Source organism: Vibrio sp. SSH13-20 (assembly GCF_040104475.1).
GTDB classification, from domain to species: Bacteria; Pseudomonadota; Gammaproteobacteria; order Enterobacterales; family Vibrionaceae; genus Vibrio; species Vibrio harveyi.
In genome coordinates, this window is the sequence record NZ_JBECOU010000004.1 from 542,810 (window position 1) to 556,916 (window position 14,107).

Here is a 14,107-nt window from a genome sequence, read left to right on the forward strand (position 1 = left end):
TTTTTACTATGGTTTATAGTACCAATCACGACTAACTTTAGGAATCAGTAGTCCGTGATAAGGCTTGAATAATAGAGCTCTATCACCTTTGCATATTTTTGAGGCCTAGATGATTTCTGATTTCTTAAACCCAAAAGAAAGAAAGGGCGCTTTCTATAGAAACGACCAACAACAGCCCAATATCGTGTTCATTACTGTCGATATGATTTCTGCGGATTGTTATCACCCCCAACGTCCGCTTTCTGGCGTGATCAATACGCCAAACATCGAGTCCATTGCCACGGAAGGTACTTCATTTAGTTCGGCATTTACTCCCAGCCCTTTATGCGGCCCGGCAAGGGCCGCTATTTTTACTGGCATGCACCCTCCCTATCTTTCAAACGGTGAACGTACGCCGGTAGGAATGAAGGTGGATCTCGAACTCGATGACATCATTTTCCAAGATTACCTAAAACGTGTCGGCTACTCCCTCAAACACTCAGGTAAATGTCACGTTGGTGTAGAGAAATTCGTTCGCACCTTTGGTGAAAACGTGCATGCTTGGGATCGTTGGGGACCACCAGTAGAAGACGATGATCGCTACCTAGCATACCTCGCGAATATGGGCGTACAGTTACCAAGATACCGCAAAGAACTCCGTGGTTTACAGATTGATAAGTTGTCTCCTGCAAATTCATTTGGCGGTTGGATTGAACAGCAAGATGGCTGCGATTTCCCGTTAGATGCGCATTACTCAGTGTTCTTGGCGAAGTTGGCTGTGGAGCAAATAAAAGCATCGAAAATCCAAGCGCCAGCTAAGCCAATTTTCACTCAATTAGAATTCTTCGACCCTCATCAGCCTTATTCTGTGCCAAGTGGTTTAGAGGCGCGTTACGAGCAAATCAAAGCCGCCATTACCTTGCCTGACAGCTTTACCATGCAAGAAGAGGGCAACCCAATTTATGCACTCTACCAGCAATATTGGGGCATGTATGATGCTGAAGTGGCGAAGGACTATATTGCTTGTCATTTATTGCAAGTAGAGGTGGTGGATCACGCTATCGGTCACTTAACACGCTTCCTCAAAGAAGAAGGGCTATGGGATGAAACTGCAATTGTGTTCTCTGCTGATCATGGTGATATGAATGGTCGTATGGCGATGGCGGATAAAGGCTCGTATTTTCAGCCAGATATCTTCCGTATTCCATTGGTGATTAAGCCACCTAAATCTCAGCAAACCATGTTGAAACAATCCGATGAGACTGTTTCTGCGATTGATGTGGCGCCAACCATCCTCGGATTTGCAGGTATTGAAATTCCATCACAAATGGAAGGAGATAACTTGCTGAACGTGATGCAAGGTAAGGCTCGCCGTCCATTAACGCAGGTTTACCAAACGGGTGTACATGTCGGGTGTAATTACGGCTTTGGTTTTCAGGTAATGCTAGAAGGTAAACCTTATTTCTACGGTTATAACGCAACCACGGGTTTTGAAGAATTACATCATTTAGATAAAGATGATCAGTCCAACTTGTTCGACTTGGATGAGTATCAAGTCCATAAAGAAGCGATTGTGTTGCAAGCGGCTCAGTTGTTGCAATCTGACCCTCGTTGGTCTGGCTACTGGTCGTCATATCGTCTGCATAACGCCCGTTACCTGCCATCGGCTGGTGGCGATATGCAAATGCTGAAACCACAATAAATAACTAAATGAGTGAGAGAGTGAGGAGGTACTCACTCTCTCTGATGCTTTGAGTATGTCTTGGAAAAAACAGGGGGAAGACCCCGACTATCGTTTTACACTTGCCAATGAGCGAACCTTTTTGGCTTGGGTACGCACCGCACTTGGCTTTTTTACCGCAGCTATTGCTGTAGACCAACTAGCCACAAGCCTTAACGATACCCTGTATAAGCCACTAATTTGCTTATCTTTATTGACGATTTCTATTCTTTGCTCAATTTTCGCTTACGCAAATTGGCGAGGGAATGAAATCGCCATGCGGTTAAATAATAACCTGTCTTATTCTCATGCCATTAAAGTAATACCGATCTTAATGGTGGTGGTGATTACCTTCTTGCTGAGCAGTATCTATCACGATGCCTTTGTTGGATGAGACCCAATTAAAAAGCGATGCCGGCCTGCAAGTTGAAAGAACGGTTTTATCTTGGCTGCGCACTTTGTTTGTGTCGGCTTTGATCGTGTTGTCGATCGCTAAGATATTGCATGGCTCAATTTCTTGGTTATTGGCAGTTTCTTTGGTTTGTGCCTGTTTAGCTTGCCGTTATGTCTATGCATCTGGTCTTTGCGTCGCGACTAGAGGAACCCGTTGGAAAGCGGGAAAGCATAAAGTGATTGCCACTTCTTTAGTTTTATCGGCGTTTTTCTATGGGCTCCATTTGCTTGAATTGATCTAACCTTTGCTGTCCTTTCGATGTTGAAAACAATCAAAAATGCCACTCGATGTTGAGTGGCACTCTTTAACGGGTATTCTTGAGGTACTTATTCCAGTGTGACTGCCTCGGCATCATGTGCACTATTTCGTTGATCATGACAGCAATGGGCGTGGTGTTCCTCATAACCATCATAAGCGCATTCACCGATACTGTTTCTCGGACACACAGAATATTGGCTTCGACCAATGAGCTCTGTTTGACATATTGGACAGTACTTTTCCATAGCAACCTCCCACAACTAACGATTGAAAATTTCGTCCGTAGACACGAGTACAAGAGTAATTTTAGACCCTAGATTATGACCGTGATGTGAAGGTTTTGTGTGCGGATGAGAGAGTATTCGCTGTCCTGACAGCACTCTGACAGAGTGCTGCGTAAGGTAAATTTTCATTTTTTGACCAGGATTCTGATTTCAAAAGAGAAAAGGCAATTTGAACTATGCTTATATACTTGATGCTTGGCTGTATGCCGCTCTATTTTTGCAGTGACTTTTAGAAGCCATATCACAAACATAATTATCCTCGTTCTGAACCAACCAGTTGGGTTATTTTCGCTGCTTATACTTAAGCTTCAATCCGTTGGTTGAACTAGTGAATATGGAGATAATAATATGCCAATGAAGGTACCTAAAAACGCGACATTTAAGAAACACGGTATTGGTAATCACCTTTACTTATGGTCAAAAGAGAAGGGAAAGCCAACCTCGGAACATTTGATCATTAGTGCCCATGGACGCACCTCTAGTAAGAGCCCAATCAAATTAGCCGCCAATGAGAATCTCCAGTTCTACTGTGAACATGGATACACGCAAGGCGGCAGCATGGATATTCGCAGGCTCGCTTCGGGTTATGTGAAGCCAAGGCAAATTATTACCAGCACTGATCTGGATAAAGATTATGACCTGACCAAGTATCAAAGTGCGGACGAGGCGGAAACTTACGCTTACATTGCGCAAGGCATGCATGACCTCGAATCGTATTATCGTGACGTGTTAAAGCTGAATGATGAGGTTGTTGAACAATTTCTGATGCAGCACAAAGGCACCGTTCAAATGGATGTATTGACCATTCGTAACCGTAGCTGCGGCACTCCACCAACCTTATTTGAAGCTCTCAAATTGCTCCAAGATAACGACATCAAATACAGCACCATCCATTGCTCGTTTTGTCGTGGATTACAAAACGGAACCAATTTTGGGCAGCAAAACCCTGTTCCTTTGGGTAAGTCGATCTTTGATTAGAGCCAAACAAGGTTTTGATAAACGTAAGGTCAGCTGTAGAGCTGACCTCTTTGGTTTAACATGCCTCAGCGTGATGCTCTTGTTGAAAGCGAGAATCTTGCTTTGAATGTTTCGGTACAAAACAGAGCTTGTCTGCGGACATCTTCAAACCATTTTGCATCTTGATATGAGTGACGGCCCAAATCACGCAACCATGAGGGAGGTTGAACAGTGAGCGAGTTTGAGTGAAAAGGACGCCATCGTCATAAGCTGGTGTAACGTTAATAGCTTTACCTTGCCATGCCTGACGAACGCTTTTCACATCAATGTTAGGCACAATCAGTGAGAGCATTTCTGGCTCAACATCCTTGACGACTTTGAGGCAAATGCGGCATCCATCGTAGTATTGCTCCACCCAAACTTTATGGGGAATGCTTTGGTCAACCCAGTCTAACTGCAGTATGTGTTCCATGGTTTATTCCTCAGGTAGATCCAACAAAGGCAGCGCCGAGACACCGCCTAGTTAGGTGGGTAAAAGGTTATTCGTAACTTAGCCCGTGACCGAATTCGTACAAGGTATCTGCTTTGTCATAACCCGGGTAGTCAGAGTGCTGGTTCAAAATCGCTTGCGCGCTGTTTGCCAGTGCAAATGGAAGCTTGCCTTGAGGAGCGAAATTACCTGAAAGGACTTCCATTAAGTTGCGGTCTGATACACCGAAGGTGGCTAAGATTGCGCCCGATTTTTTCATGTTACTTGCATCATCCAGTACAAACGGTTGACGGAAGTTAATTGAAAGCACGGTATTCTCTGCGCCAATTTCACTCATGATGGCTTGTATATCGGTCAGACTTGGCTCAATTTTCCAAGATGCTGCAGTTGCCATTTGGCTGAATGCCAACAGGTCGAGTTCATCTGGGTTTGCACCGCCAAAGATAAGCTCAGGATCCGCACCTTCATTGGAAACACGCACGCGAATAACGGCGTAATCAGTGCCTGCAGGTACTGATGGGCGAGCTTCACCATCTTCATAATCACCAGACGTCACATCAAAGCCATAGCGCTCGTCGCCAGCGATGGTTTCATCCATACCCATCACATAGAGTGAAACTGCTTTGTCGGCGTTTGGTTTGGCGAGTGGCAATGTCTTGTCTGTGTTTTGCAGCAGAACCACGGATTTCTTCTGAGCGTAGTCTGCACGTTCTTGATGTTCGGCGTTGCCTAAGATTTCTTGGGCTTTATCGACGTCCACATACGTGTTTTCAAATAATCCAAGTTGGAACTGCTCTTTGACAAGGCGAGTCACTGAAAGATCGACGCGCTCTTCGTCAATCAGTCCTTTGTTGACCAGATTGACGATGACGTCTTTATCATTAAAGCCAGAGAGAACGTCGACGCCCGCTTCGATTACCATCGCAACTTGTTCGTCGATGGTTTTATCTTCCACACCCCATGCTCGGTCGCCGATGATACCTGTATCGGAGTTGACGTTGCCGGTATAGCCCAGCTCACCACGCAGCAGATCGGTCACAATGCCTTTAGAGAAGGACATGCCCACATCATTTGGCATCCACTTTTGATCTACTGGTATCCCGTAATAAGGCATGATGGAAGAGGCACCAGCATCAATCGCGGCAATAAACGGGATCAAGTGATAATCAAAGTTGTCTTTTGGATAGACTTGGTTTTGCCCAAAGTCGTAGTGAGGATCACCTCCGTTTTCTTGAGGACCTCCCCCAGGGAAGTGTTTGATCGTAAGGGCGATACTGTCTTGGTCAATGGCTCCACCACCTTGTAGACCGTTGATCAAAGAGCGCATGATATCTGCCGCAAGATCTGCGTCTTCTGTAAAGGTCTCATGCACACGGTACCAACGAGGCTCTGTCGCCAAGTCCATCATGTAGCCGTACATACTGCGCAAACCAATCGATGACCATTCTTCATTCATGATGCCCGCAAACTCTTCAATCAGTGCCATATCGCGAGTGGCTGCAAGTCCAGCTTCTTTTGGCCAAGCCGAGAATGCACCAGAAGAGACGTTGATACCCGCTTTTGCGGATGGGTCGATGTGGTTGCGTGCATTGGACTTAAATAGAGCAGGGATACCCATGCGGGTTTTCTCTCTCAGCTCTTGAACGCTATTCATGAAAGTCGCCGCTTCTTTAGGTGAAATCTGGCAGCCAGAGCGTCCGCTATCACAGTTTGGTGCGTTTTCTGGGGTCTCCACCACGTTGTTACGGAAGATAAAGCGGGTCATCTGAGCATCGGCGATCATGTCTTGACCTTTGCTTGTCACTACACCGCCTTCACCGGAATTTAGTGTGTCGATAAGCATCATGCCGGCTTTCTCTTCAAGCGTCATTCGGCTAACAAGATCAGCGGCGCGCTCTTCTGGTGTGAGACGCCAATCTTCAAACGGCTCTAACGTTCCGTTGCCATTAGAATCTCTAAATTGATAACCATCAACGCTGAGTACGTCGTGTACGCGAGAGAAGATTTCTGGTTGAATATAGCTGTTGTCATCGTCGGATGAATTACACCCTGCGAGAACAAGCGCCACTGCGATAGGAGTGAGTTGGGTAAGACGTTTCATGTCGCTGTCCTAATGTTGGTATAGTTGTTTGTTCCAGACCAATATTAGTAATTAGCGTAATTTTGGTTAACCAAAATAAATTAAACTGAAGATTTGGATCACCATATTTTTTATTTAGGTGACTTAACTCAATATACAATTAAAAATAGGTTGACCAAATTAAATGTGATCTTGATTTTTTAGTTTATTTGCTGGAATTTAAATTGTTTAAAATCAGCACTTTACGTTTATGTTATGTCGCTTCCAAATTCTATGTAACGCTATGGGTGTTATCGTTTACTCTAAAATTATTACCAGGTGAGAAAAAGGGCTAAATACATTAGCCCTGATTTAACGTTTGTGTCTGGTTATTATTTTTACTCGATTGATACAAGCGATATATGGTCAGTAAGTTGGTGATGATAAATGTACTCTCGACCAATGAACCTCCGATAGAACCAAGCCAAATATTGTGGCTGACCCAGCAGAAGGAATTAAACAAAATTAGGCTGCGTAGAGTGATGCCTTGTTTGGAAAAGAGCGCCCAAGTGGCGACGGACGATCCGATTACCGTGAGTAGCTCAAAAAAGTGGGTGATGTTTGGTAGGGTCATCAGCCACATAAGTGCAATGAAGAACCACATTACTCTACGTGATTGGGTTTTGATTGAGGCGAAACTGCGAATGCCATTAATGATCACGCCAATGGCAGCGACGGTTGCGCCCATTAGGGTAAAGTGAATACCCATGATGAAACAAAACGCCATCATCTGATAGCGAAAGCGCATGTCGTCTTTTTGCCAGAATGCCATCACGCCAACCATAAACGCGATGCCACCAATGCCTTGTGCTAACCAGTTTTCCATTTATTTCCCTAGAGTGTTGCAAAGTCATCTCGTTAAGTGAGTAAGCGAATGAGCATCCTTCAAAGTTGCCGCCCTTATAGAGTTTGATTCACTCTGTGAGTAGATCCTGAATCACGCTCGTGCCTCGCTTTTCAGGATGACGAATAGGGAGATATTTGTCATATCGTCATTCCGACGAGCCTAGGCGAGATCAGGAATCTACTTATCGCGATAACCCAATCAATTGAGCCATGCTTTGAATGAATCAGCCCTCCACAAAGGGAGGGCTGGGCACTTTATCTGAATCGCTAAGGGGTTACCCAAGAGCCTGAGATGAATTACGCATCATTACTCATTCACAAGTGCTACTGCTTCGCGAGTTAGGCGTGCAAGCTCTTCCCAGTTGCCCGCTTCGATCAGTTTCTTGTCTACCATCCACGTACCACCACATGCCAATACGCGCGGGATAGCTAAGTAATCTTTGATGTTCGCAGGGTTAATGCCACCAGTAGGCATTAGTTCGATGTCGGTGTATGGCGCAAGCAGTGATTTCACCATGTTGATGCCGCCAGACGCTTCTGCAGGGAAGAACTTCAAGGTGGTTAATCCCATTTCCAGCGCGGCTTCAACTGTGCTTGGGTTGTTCACACCCGGTACGATATCAATCCCGATTTCTTGGCACGCTTTAACGGTATTTGGGTTAAAGCCAGGCGATACGATAAAGGTTGCGCCTGCTTCTTTTGCTGCAATTGCTTGCTCGCGGTTTAGCACCGTACCTGCGCCAATCAGCATGTCTGGCTGGGTTTCACGCAGTAGGCGAATCGCTTCTGCAGCTGCTGCTGAACGGAAGGTGATTTCAGCTGCTGGTAGTCCGTTCTCTGCCAGTACTTTACCCAGTGGGATAATGTCTTCTGCTTTATCTATGGCGATAACAGGGATGACTTTAAGAGCTTTCAATTGTTCTTTAATACTAGACATGAGTGTTCCTTAAACGACGCCAAGCGCCGGTTGTGTGAATGCTTTGGGAATGATGGCACCGTGATGTTGAATCACAGCACCTGCCAGTGCGTTACCTCTTTGACATGAGGTCGCGAGATCGGCGCCAGCAAGGTATGCTGATAAAAAGCCACCATTGAATGAGTCGCCCGCCGATGTGGTGTCCACCACTTGAGCGACAGGTTGGGTTGGCACGGCTTGTGGAGCAAGAGCCGCGCTCGAACCCTGATTTGTTGAGTCTTGAACTAAGCAGCCATCTGCGCCGAGCTTGACGATGCATTTGCCCACGCCAAGAGAGGTAAGGCGTTCAATGGTTTGCTCTGGTGTTTCGTCACCCCAGATCAATTGCTCATCATCAAAAGTCACCAAGGCAACGTCCGTCAGTTGATACATGGCTTGGTAAACGTTTTTGACGGTTTGATTATTGTCTTGAGGCCATAGTGCTGGGCGGAAGTTACTATCAAAAGCGATTTCAACACCTTGGGCTTTAAGTTCGACCAATAAGTTGAGCAGTGAAATTCGGTCTTCTTCTGGCAAGATGGCTAAAGAGATACCGCTGAGAAACACCGCATCCACTTGAGTTAATGCTTGCTTAACCAGGCCAAAGTTAGGATGTTGAAGTAAGTAACGTGCTGCTGATTGGTTGCGCCAATATAGGAACGTACGCTCTCCTTGATCATCAAGCTGAATCAAGTACAAACCCGGCGTGCGAATCTCATCGCGCAGCACTAAATCTGTTGAGACGCCTTCGTCTTCCCAGCGAGTCAGCATGCCTGTACTGATCGGGTCATTGCCAAGCGCCGTAACGTAAGAGACTTTAACTTCATCAGGTTTGCTATTGGCTTCGCAGCCGCGGCTCAAATAAACCGCAGCGTTGAGCGTATCCCCACCAAATGTTTGATGCATTGAGCCGAACGGTTTGCCATTCAGCTCAATCATACATTCACCAATAATGGCGATGTGCTTCATTGGTTACGCCCTCTCTTCAAAGTAGCGTTTTGCGTTACCAAAACAGATGTCTTCGACCATAGGACCAAGCAACGATAGGTCATTTGGAACTTCGCCGTTCTCTGCCCAACGACCGACCATGTCACACAAGATGCGGCGGAAGTATTCGTGACGAGTGTAAGACAAGAAGCTGCGCGAGTCCGTTAACATGCCGACGAATTGGCTGAGCAAACCAAGTTGAGAAAGCTGTTCCATTTGGCGTTGCATGCCATCTTTCTGATCGTTGAACCACCAACCCGAGCCAAACTGCACTTTGCCCGCGATGCCGCCACCTTGGAAGTTGCCAATCATGGTCGCCATCATTTCGTTATCACGAGGGTTCAAACAGTAAAGGATGGTGCGAGGCAGCTCATTGGTTTGGTCCATTTCATCCAATAGATGTGCTAGTTCAAAAGCAAATGGGCGATCGCCAATCGAGTCAAAGCCAGCATCAGCACCTAGTAGTTGGAACATGCGTGTGCTGTTGTTGCGTTGTGCGCCAATATGAAGCTGCATGACCCAGCCCAATTGTGCGTAGCGTTTGCCGAGCCAAACTTGAACTGCGGTAGAGAATTGCGCACATTCAAGCTCTGACAGTACTTCGCCACTCAAACGACGGGTCAGCAACGCATCTAAATCAGCTTCGCTTGGAATTGGCGCGTAACGGACGATCTCAATGCCGTGGTCTGCCGCACGACAGCCATGAGCATCGAAGTGTGCCAAACGTTTATCAAGCGCACTCAATAAATCATCAAAGCGGCGAATTTCAATGTCTGCTACTTCGCCCAGTTTGTGCATGTAATCCGCAAACACGTCCAATTCAATCTTGAACGCTTTATCCGGACGCCAACTTGGCAGTACTTTAACGTTAAAGGTGTCGTCTTCTGCGATCGCTTTGTGGTGTTCTAGTGAATCGATAGGGTCATCGGTCGTGCCCGCCATTACGACGTTCATTTGCTGCATGATGCCGCGAGCTGTGAACTCAGGTGTCGCAAGCAGCTCATTACATTGATGCCAAATTTGGTCTGCTGTGTCTGGGCTAAACAGCGTATTGGTAATGCCGAATGGGCGACGTAGTTCTAGGTGTGTCCAGTGGTAAAGCGGGTTACCCAAGGTTTGAGGAACCGTCTTCGCCCACGCCATGTATTTGTCGTAATCGCTAGCATCACCCGTAATCAAACGCTCTTCAATGCCTGCCGAGCGCATGCCACGCCATTTGTAGTGATCGCCTTCAAGCCAGATTTGACCCAAGTTATCGAACTGACGATTTTGCGCCACTTCCGCTGGGTTTAGGTGGCAGTGGTAATCATAAATTGGCTGGTGGAACGCATGCTCATGGTACAAGCGACGTGCAGTTTCGTTTGAGAGTAAAAAGTCTTCACACAAGAAATTCTTCATCGTTAACTCCTATTACAACGCAGCGACAGTGGCACGAGCACCGTTATCGATTAGCGATTGGTAAGCACTGCTCACCGCATCAATCACTTGTGGGTTTTGACCAAGCTCTGCAGGGAAGATGGCTTCAACCGCGAGCAATGCAGGCACAACAGAAACGTTCAAGCCGTGTTGGTCGCAAATCTGACGTAGTGTCTCTGCCATTGGATCGCGAACATCAATATCGTTGCCTTGCTCGTCCACGCCAGATACGTAGCGCATCCAACCTGCAATTGCTGTTGCCAACCATGAGAAGTTAGAACCTTGAGCAAGATGGAATCGCAAGCTGCCACCCATGCGTTGCGGGATCTTCTGGCTGCCATCCATCGCGATTTGCCATGTTTTGTGTTTCAAGCTCGGGTTAGTGAAGCGCTCGATAAGCAGCTTGGCGTAGCCTTCTAAATCGGTGCCTTCTGGCATGGTCAGCGAAGGGGCTTGCGCTTGCATCATCATATCGAATGCCGCTTTGCGGTAGCCTTCATCTGTCATGGTGTCAGAGATATGCGCGTAACCACCAAGGTAGCCTAGGTAGGCTAAGAACGAGTGGCTACCATTTAGCATGCGCAGTTTCATTTCTTCGTAAGGCACAACGTCGGCAACAAATTCTGCGCCAGCCACGTTCCAATCCGGGCGACCTGCCACGAAGTTATCCTCGATAACCCATTGGCGGAATGGTTCACAAGCGATGCCACATGGATCTTCACAGCCAAGTAGCTCAGCGATTTCAGTCAGTGTCTCTTCGGTTGCTGCTGGCACAATGCGGTCAACCATGGTGCAAGGGAAGGTAACGTTGGTTTCAATCCAGTCACACAATTCTGGGTCGAGCAGTTGGGCGAACTCAAGTACCGCAGCTTTTGCTACGTGACCGTTCTCTTGCACGTTATCGCAAGACATCACGGTAAATGGCGTCAGACCGCGTTCACGGCGCATCTTCAGTGCTTGCACGATGTAACCCAATGCTGATTTTGGCTCAGTTGGGTTGGCAAGGTCAGCAATGACTAGCGGATTGTTTTTATCAAGCGTGCCCGTCGCTGGGTCGGCGCAGTAGCCTTTCTCGGTAATCGTCATTGAAACGATCGCCACTTGTGGCTCTGTCATTTTTTCTAACACCGCTTGAATGCTGTCGAGGCTTGGGTGGAGTGATTCGGTCACTGATCCAATCACTTTTACCTCTGTCGATCCTGCGCCTTTTTCTGCCACTGTATAGAGGTGGTCTTGTGCGCGCAGCGATTGAATTAACTCTTCACCACCAAATAGGTTGATTTCGCAAATGCCCCAATCCGAGCCTGTTTTGCTTAGCATTTCATTGGTGAATAGAGCTTGGTGCGCTCGGTGGAATGCACCAAAACCAAGGTGAACAATACGGCTTTTAAGCGTTGAGCGGTCGTAGTCCGGAAGCAGAACGTGGTCATTCAGAGTGGAATTCGAAATAGTCTTCATTTTGGTATCCCTTTTCCCGCAGGTGAACCTGCGGGATGGTTTATTTTAATCATTCGAATCTAGAGATCGTAACTCTAGAGCTTGTCACTAAGCGCTTAGTAGCCAAGAACAAGGTTAGGCAAGAACAGGCTTAGTTCAGGAATAAAGGTCACTGCCATTAGTGCCGCAATCAGTGCAACGTAGAATGGAAGTAGAGGCTTAATCACTTTGTCGATGGCAACGTTCGCCACAGAACAACCGATGAACAACGCGCTACCTACTGGTGGGGTACAGATACCGATCGCCAAGTTGAACGTCATCATGATGCCGAAGTGCACTGGGTCGATGCCCATATCCAGCGCGATTGGTAGGAAAATTGGCGTAAAGATCAGTACCGCTGGTGTCATATCCATGAAGATACCAACAATCAGCAGAATGATGTTGATGATCAGCAGAATCATCAGTGGGTTATCTGAAATAGCCAGTAGAGCGTCTGCGATCATGTAAGGAATATCAGCGTTTGCCATTGCCCAAGACATACCCATAGATGCGCCAACCAACAGCAATACGATAGAGGTGGTGACTGCAGATTCTAGGATGATCTTAGGAAGGTCTCGCCATTTCACTTCACGGTAAATCAGTACTGCAAGGGCGAAGGTGTACACCACCGCGATAGCTGAGGCTTCTGTTGCGGTGAAGATACCGCCGATAATGCCACCCATGATGATCACAATCAGTGCCAGAGATGGCGCTGCTTTTAAGAACGTATCCCAAACCATTGCAAGAGAAGGACGTGCTGCGATTGGGTAACCACGACGTTTCGCAATAATGCCTGCCACTACCATGATGCTCAGACCCATCAAGATGCCAGGAATGTAACCCGCTAGGAACAATGCTGCGATAGACGTACCACCAGACACTAATGAGAACACGATCAGTGTGTTACTTGGTGGGATCAACAAACCAGAAGGACAAGACGTAATGTTTACTGCGGCAGAGAAGTTTTCATCGTAACCGTCTTTCTTTTGCAGTGGAGACATGGTGCCGCCAACCGCTGCAGCAGACGCAACCGCTGAGCCAGAAATAGAGCCAAACATCATGTTCGCCATCACGTTTACGTGTGCTAGAGAACCAGGAAGACGACCACCTAAAACTTTAGCAAAGTTAATCAGGCGAAGTGCGATACCGCCTTGGTTCATGATGTTGCCCGCCAAGATAAAGAACGGGATTGCCAATAGGGCGAAGTTATCGAGACCTGCCGCCATACGCTGCGCCACAACGGCGATAGCAGGCTCTAACGGTAAGCTCATTAAAATGGTCGCTAACGACGACAAGCCGATAGCAAAAGAGACCGGTACACCAATCGCAAGCAGGACTGCGAAGCTACCGAATAGGGTAAGAATTAATTGCCATTCCATTGTGGAACCCTCTATTGATCAAGTTGTGTGTCGGTGAGTAGGGCTTCACCAGACGTCAATTGTTTTACACGGTCGAAAGCAAATACCGCAGAGTAGAAGATCATCAGTGCGCCACTGATTGGTAGGCAGAAGTAGATGTAGCCCATTTCCAAGCCGAGCGCTGGTGTTAACTGGCCAGTTGCCAGTGTTTTCAGTGCGAGTTGTGTACCGCCGTGAACCAACACCACGTAAGAGAACAGGGCAATGGCAATTTGGATGACGATTTCATTGATGAGTTTGCGCTTGCCTTGCAGCTTCATTGTTAGCAAGTCGATAGCAAGGTGGCGTTTAAGACCAGTGGTGTATGCCGCGCCAATTAACGCAACCCACATAAAGAGATAGCGAGCAAGTTCGTCAGTAACGGTGCTTGGTCTACCAATAACGTAACGAGATAGCACTTGCCAGACCACGCAAAAAACGAGGAAGGTCGACAGAGAGATGGTAAAGGCGGCCAACCCTCTATTTATGTATTTGACCAATTTATTCATTTTAGTTTCCTTTCAGTAAATACGCGTATCTCATAACAATTGGTTTACCAATGTAAGAATGTGTTTCTGTGTAGGGCAGTAACATACGCTAATCTTTCTGGTTGGATTATAAGTTAGCCGATTTGGTTGTCACGTGAGCAGGTTCACAAATGGATTGGTTGACCAATTTAAGGGTTCTTATTGTGATTTTGGTCAATCAATTTGCTTTTTTGTTTTGACGATAGGTTTTTCGATCGCCAATAATGACCTCGAAACAAGAA

13 protein-coding genes are annotated in these 14,107 nt (G+C 46.8%); 4 read left to right on the forward strand and 9 right to left on the reverse strand.

The features are described 5' to 3' along the window. Positions 1 to 109 precede the first annotated feature (109 nt). The 4 genes from ABMY42_RS14510 to ABMY42_RS14525 all read left to right on the forward strand — a co-directional run bounded on the left by ABMY42_RS14510 (position 110) and on the right by ABMY42_RS14525 (position 3,673). Positions 110 to 1,681, forward strand: coding sequence for a sulfatase-like hydrolase/transferase (locus ABMY42_RS14510; protein WP_349266464.1), 1,572 nt, complete (start codon positions 110 to 112; stop codon positions 1,679 to 1,681). Positions 1,682 to 1,736: 55 nt separating this feature from the next. Next, on the forward strand, positions 1,737 to 2,093 hold the full coding sequence (locus tag ABMY42_RS14515) for a DUF202 domain-containing protein (protein WP_349266465.1): 357 nt from the start codon (positions 1,737 to 1,739) through the stop codon (positions 2,091 to 2,093). Continuing rightward, positions 2,077 to 2,394, forward strand: a complete 318-nt coding sequence (locus tag ABMY42_RS14520; RefSeq protein WP_349266466.1) for a DUF202 domain-containing protein — start codon at positions 2,077 to 2,079, stop codon at positions 2,392 to 2,394. Before ABMY42_RS14515 ends, ABMY42_RS14520 begins: the two co-directional genes overlap by 17 nt. A 649-nt stretch (positions 2,395 to 3,043) precedes the next feature. After that, complete coding sequence (locus tag ABMY42_RS14525) at positions 3,044 to 3,673, forward strand: putative adhesin (protein ID WP_005449940.1); 630 nt, start codon at positions 3,044 to 3,046, stop codon at positions 3,671 to 3,673. Between the two features lie 55 nt (positions 3,674 to 3,728). Here the strand turns inward: ABMY42_RS14525 and ABMY42_RS14530 are convergent, their stop codons facing one another. From ABMY42_RS14530 to ABMY42_RS14570, 9 genes are all read right to left on the reverse strand, one after another. After that, positions 3,729 to 4,124 (reverse strand): hypothetical protein, encoded by a 396-nt coding sequence (locus ABMY42_RS14530; RefSeq protein WP_005429015.1) that lies wholly within the window; start codon positions 4,122 to 4,124, stop codon positions 3,729 to 3,731. A 67-nt stretch (positions 4,125 to 4,191) separates the two neighbouring features. Continuing rightward, entirely contained in the window at positions 4,192 to 6,243 is a 2,052-nt protein-coding gene (locus tag ABMY42_RS14535) for a glycoside hydrolase family 3 N-terminal domain-containing protein (RefSeq protein WP_349266467.1), read from the reverse strand. A gap of 319 nt (positions 6,244 to 6,562) precedes the next feature. After that, positions 6,563 to 7,087: a YgjV family protein gene (locus tag ABMY42_RS14540; protein ID WP_069687937.1), complete on the reverse strand. Its 525-nt coding sequence runs from the start codon at positions 7,085 to 7,087 to the stop codon at positions 6,563 to 6,565. A gap of 327 nt (positions 7,088 to 7,414) precedes the next feature. Continuing rightward, a complete protein-coding gene (locus ABMY42_RS14545) occupies positions 7,415 to 8,044 on the reverse strand; it encodes a bifunctional 4-hydroxy-2-oxoglutarate aldolase/2-dehydro-3-deoxy-phosphogluconate aldolase (protein WP_005429019.1) in 630 nt (209 codons plus the stop codon). Positions 8,045 to 8,053: 9 nt separating this feature from the next. Then, entirely contained in the window at positions 8,054 to 9,031 is a 978-nt protein-coding gene (locus tag ABMY42_RS14550) for a sugar kinase (protein WP_349266468.1), read from the reverse strand. A 3-nt stretch (positions 9,032 to 9,034) separates the two neighbouring features. Beyond that, complete coding sequence (gene uxaC / locus ABMY42_RS14555) at positions 9,035 to 10,447, reverse strand: glucuronate isomerase (RefSeq protein WP_005429022.1); 1,413 nt, start codon at positions 10,445 to 10,447, stop codon at positions 9,035 to 9,037. A gap of 12 nt (positions 10,448 to 10,459) precedes the next feature. Further along, positions 10,460 to 11,923 (reverse strand): fructuronate reductase, encoded by a 1,464-nt coding sequence (locus ABMY42_RS14560; RefSeq protein WP_074051886.1) that lies wholly within the window; start codon positions 11,921 to 11,923, stop codon positions 10,460 to 10,462. A gap of 95 nt (positions 11,924 to 12,018) precedes the next feature. Continuing rightward, positions 12,019 to 13,320: a TRAP transporter large permease gene (locus ABMY42_RS14565; RefSeq protein WP_005449959.1), complete on the reverse strand. Its 1,302-nt coding sequence runs from the start codon at positions 13,318 to 13,320 to the stop codon at positions 12,019 to 12,021. A gap of 11 nt (positions 13,321 to 13,331) precedes the next feature. Beyond that, positions 13,332 to 13,847 carry a TRAP transporter small permease gene (locus ABMY42_RS14570; protein ID WP_349266469.1) on the reverse strand — a complete coding sequence of 172 codons (516 nt, stop codon included), beginning with the start codon at positions 13,845 to 13,847 and terminating at the stop codon, positions 13,332 to 13,334. Positions 13,848 to 14,107 lie beyond the last annotated feature (260 nt).

Coding starts and splice junctions, on each gene's coding strand:
- ABMY42_RS14510 (WP_349266464.1), top strand. CDS start 110: ATGATTTCTGATTTCTTAAACCCAAAAGAAAGAAAGGGCGCTTTCTAT.
- ABMY42_RS14515 (WP_349266465.1), top strand. CDS start 1,737: ATGTCTTGGAAAAAACAGGGGGAAGACCCCGACTATCGTTTTACACTT.
- ABMY42_RS14520 (WP_349266466.1), top strand. CDS start 2,077: ATGCCTTTGTTGGATGAGACCCAATTAAAAAGCGATGCCGGCCTGCAA.
- ABMY42_RS14525 (WP_005449940.1), top strand. CDS start 3,044: ATGCCAATGAAGGTACCTAAAAACGCGACATTTAAGAAACACGGTATT.
- ABMY42_RS14530 (WP_005429015.1), bottom strand. CDS start 4,124: ATGGAACACATACTGCAGTTAGACTGGGTTGACCAAAGCATTCCCCAT.
- ABMY42_RS14535 (WP_349266467.1), bottom strand. CDS start 6,243: ATGAAACGTCTTACCCAACTCACTCCTATCGCAGTGGCGCTTGTTCTC.
- ABMY42_RS14540 (WP_069687937.1), bottom strand. CDS start 7,087: ATGGAAAACTGGTTAGCACAAGGCATTGGTGGCATCGCGTTTATGGTT.
- ABMY42_RS14545 (WP_005429019.1), bottom strand. CDS start 8,044: ATGTCTAGTATTAAAGAACAATTGAAAGCTCTTAAAGTCATCCCTGTT.
- ABMY42_RS14550 (WP_349266468.1), bottom strand. CDS start 9,031: ATGAAGCACATCGCCATTATTGGTGAATGTATGATTGAGCTGAATGGC.
- uxaC (WP_005429022.1), bottom strand. CDS start 10,447: ATGAAGAATTTCTTGTGTGAAGACTTTTTACTCTCAAACGAAACTGCA.
- ABMY42_RS14560 (WP_074051886.1), bottom strand. CDS start 11,923: ATGAAGACTATTTCGAATTCCACTCTGAATGACCACGTTCTGCTTCCG.
- ABMY42_RS14565 (WP_005449959.1), bottom strand. CDS start 13,320: ATGGAATGGCAATTAATTCTTACCCTATTCGGTAGCTTCGCAGTCCTG.
- ABMY42_RS14570 (WP_349266469.1), bottom strand. CDS start 13,847: ATGAATAAATTGGTCAAATACATAAATAGAGGGTTGGCCGCCTTTACC.